The following is a 2,556-nucleotide window of genomic DNA, read 5'->3' as shown; positions in this document are numbered from 1 at the left end:
CCGCTACGAACGCAAGCCCGAACACTTCCTCGCCTTCGCCAGCATCGCCAGCACCCTCATCTGCTACCGCCGCATCACCAAATGAAATGACGTCTTATTGAGCCCTTTCCAACCTGACGAAGCTGACCGTGGGTTGGACGGCTCTGCACAACGACGAAGCTCCTGGTAGACGACTTCTCGACCAAGATCACCCATGTCCGATAGGAGCTTCATGTGCTTGTCTACCCGTCCGCGATTGATCTGTCGAGCCGAGCCTTGCGGTTTCTGGCCGGACAGCTGTCAGCGCGGCAAGCGCAGAGATCGGGACGCGGTGGCGGCGTCTGCCAGCTGGCGGCCAGGCCCTGCTGGCCCTGGCCCACCTGCGGTGTGGCGACACATACGTTCAGCTCGCCGCTGGGTTCGGCATCGGGATCGCGACCGTGTTCCGCTACATACGCGAGGCTGTCGAGGCGCTGGTCGCCCATGCTCCGACGCTGGACGAGGCGATGCGGACGAATCGGGAGAAGGCATTCGTCATCCTCGACGGCACCCTGCTGTCGATCGACCGGATCGCCGCCGACACTCCGTACCTGTCGGGGAAGCATAGATGCCACGGCATGAACGTCCAGGTCCTCACCGATCCGTTCGGACGACTGCCCTGGGCCTCGCCGGCTCTGCCCGGCTCGACCCACGACCTCACCGCCGCGCGGCAGCACGGGATCATCGGATCCCTCACCAATGCTGACCTGAAGTGCTGGGCGGACAAGGCGCACCAAGGAGCCGGAGGACCGGTCCGGGTGCCCTTTCGGGGCCGCCGCCTCAAGCAACGGAAGCGCCGCCACAACAGCACCCATGTCAAGATCCGCTGCCTCGGCGAGCAGGTCATGGCCACTTTGAGGGGGCTGGCGCCTGCTCCGGAAACTCCGCTGCAGTACCAACCTGATCACCGATATCGTGAAGGCCGTCGTCGTCCTTCACCACGCATCAACGTGAGGTTGGAAACGGCTCCGTGTACGGGTAAGGCCTGGGATCCGCACACTCCCGGGCCGTACCCTTCCCCTTTCCGGTCTGTGGCAGGCCGGATAGGGCAGGCCGTGGAACCAATGAAGTTTCTGGTCACGGTGGTTAAGACGTGATTCACTGCGAGCCAGTGCTTCGATTCCTGTCCTGCTGTCCCATCCCGACTCTTATAAGACCGTTGGATTCCCTATGCGTCAGTACTGCGTGCCTGGTCGTGTTGCCACGTCAGTTCAGCAGTTGAGGGTGGCGTAGTACTACTTCTTTGCGCTCCAGGCGTCGGCGATAAGCTGGGCGATCTTCCGGTGACCGAGCTGGTTGGGGTGGGCGGCGGCCCAGATCTTCTGTTCGACACCGGGGACAGTTGCGGGGATACCGGCTACCCACGCGCCTTCCTGCACATCGTTCTGACCCTTCGGCCACGACTTACACGCCTCGTGCCCCTTGAAGGGGGCGTAGGTGTCGACGAACGTGGCGTAGCCGGAGTGGTTTTCCGCGACCTGCGCGATTGCCGCGTTGACCTCCTGGAACTTGGCTCGGAAGTAGACGAGGTCGCCGTCCTTGATGCCGCCCAGGTTGGAGTTTCCGGGCTTTCGGCACTCGGTAACGTCCTCCGGGATGACGGCCGGATACCCGACGATGGCGACCTTGGCCTCGGGTGCGATCGCGTGGATGTCCTGGAGCGCGGTGTTGAGGTTCGTGCGCATCGTGTCGAGGTCGAGGTGGAAGTAGTTGACGAGGTTGTTACTCATGTCCGTCCACTCACCGGACTCGACCGCGTCCTTGCACGGCGTCTTCTCGGGGCTGCTCGGCAACGGCTTGTAGCCGGGCATAGTCCGCCGGGCCCCGAGGGCGTCGAGAGCACAGTTCTTGACTGTGATGGCCAGCGTGCTGTCGTTCCCGCCGAACTGGAACGTCACGTACTTCGTCTTGTCGGTGATCCGGCTCTTCTGCGGGTCGATCGAGCCGTACTGCTTGACCGACCACGCGTTCTTGATGGTCGCCGCGCTGCAGGTGGCGTCGTTGAGGGTCCACCCCATCTTGTGGGCAAGGACCTTTGGGTAGTTGTAGTAGTTGCGTGCGCAACCGACTCCGTGATTCTCTCCCGCTAGCTGGGTCGGGAAGATGCCAGCGCCAGCACCGTAGGAGTCGCCAACTGCGACATAGGTCGCGTTGGGGTCGGTGCCGGTGGTGGGGTCGTTGTCGAGGGCGATCGCGTGGGTAGCGGGCAGGACTGCCGCAGCGACGACCGCGGCGGCCATGATGGTGACTTTGCGCCACGGGGCACAGGTAGACGGATGCATATTCTTCCTTGAGTGGAGGTGGGGGAGCCCGGCGCATTCGTAGAGGGCCCCAGAGACACTTTCGAACTTCCCCTGAACGCGCTGGACGCACACGCAATAATCGAACAAACCACCTATCCGGCCGAATGGTGGCCACACGTCACCCTGGAGGACCACGCCCTGGACCCTCACCCAAGGCCGGGTAGTTAACGCATTTCCGCTGGTGGGGAGGGGTTTGGTGACCACTGGGTGGCGGTGTAGAGGCCGGGGCCGAGCT

General features: G+C 63.3%; 1 protein-coding gene and 1 pseudogene. One reads left to right on the top strand and one right to left on the bottom strand.

Annotated features, from left to right (window positions below):
• Nucleotides 1-213: 213 nt before the first annotated feature.
• Nucleotides 214-972 (top strand): annotated as a pseudogene (locus ABT160_RS46745) (transposase family protein).
• A gap of 281 nt (nucleotides 973-1,253) precedes the next feature.
• Here ABT160_RS46745 and ABT160_RS46740 read toward each other — a convergent pair.
• Nucleotides 1,254-2,258, bottom strand: coding sequence for an SGNH/GDSL hydrolase family protein (locus tag ABT160_RS46740; protein WP_351656466.1), 1,005 nt, complete (start codon nucleotides 2,256-2,258; stop codon nucleotides 1,254-1,256).
• Between the last annotated feature and the right edge of the window lie 298 nt (nucleotides 2,259-2,556).

Source organism: Streptomyces sp. NPDC001941, assembly GCF_040296945.1.
Lineage (GTDB): Bacteria > Actinomycetota > Actinomycetes > Streptomycetales > Streptomycetaceae > Streptomyces.
This window is presented reverse-complemented; position numbering and strand designations above follow the sequence as displayed.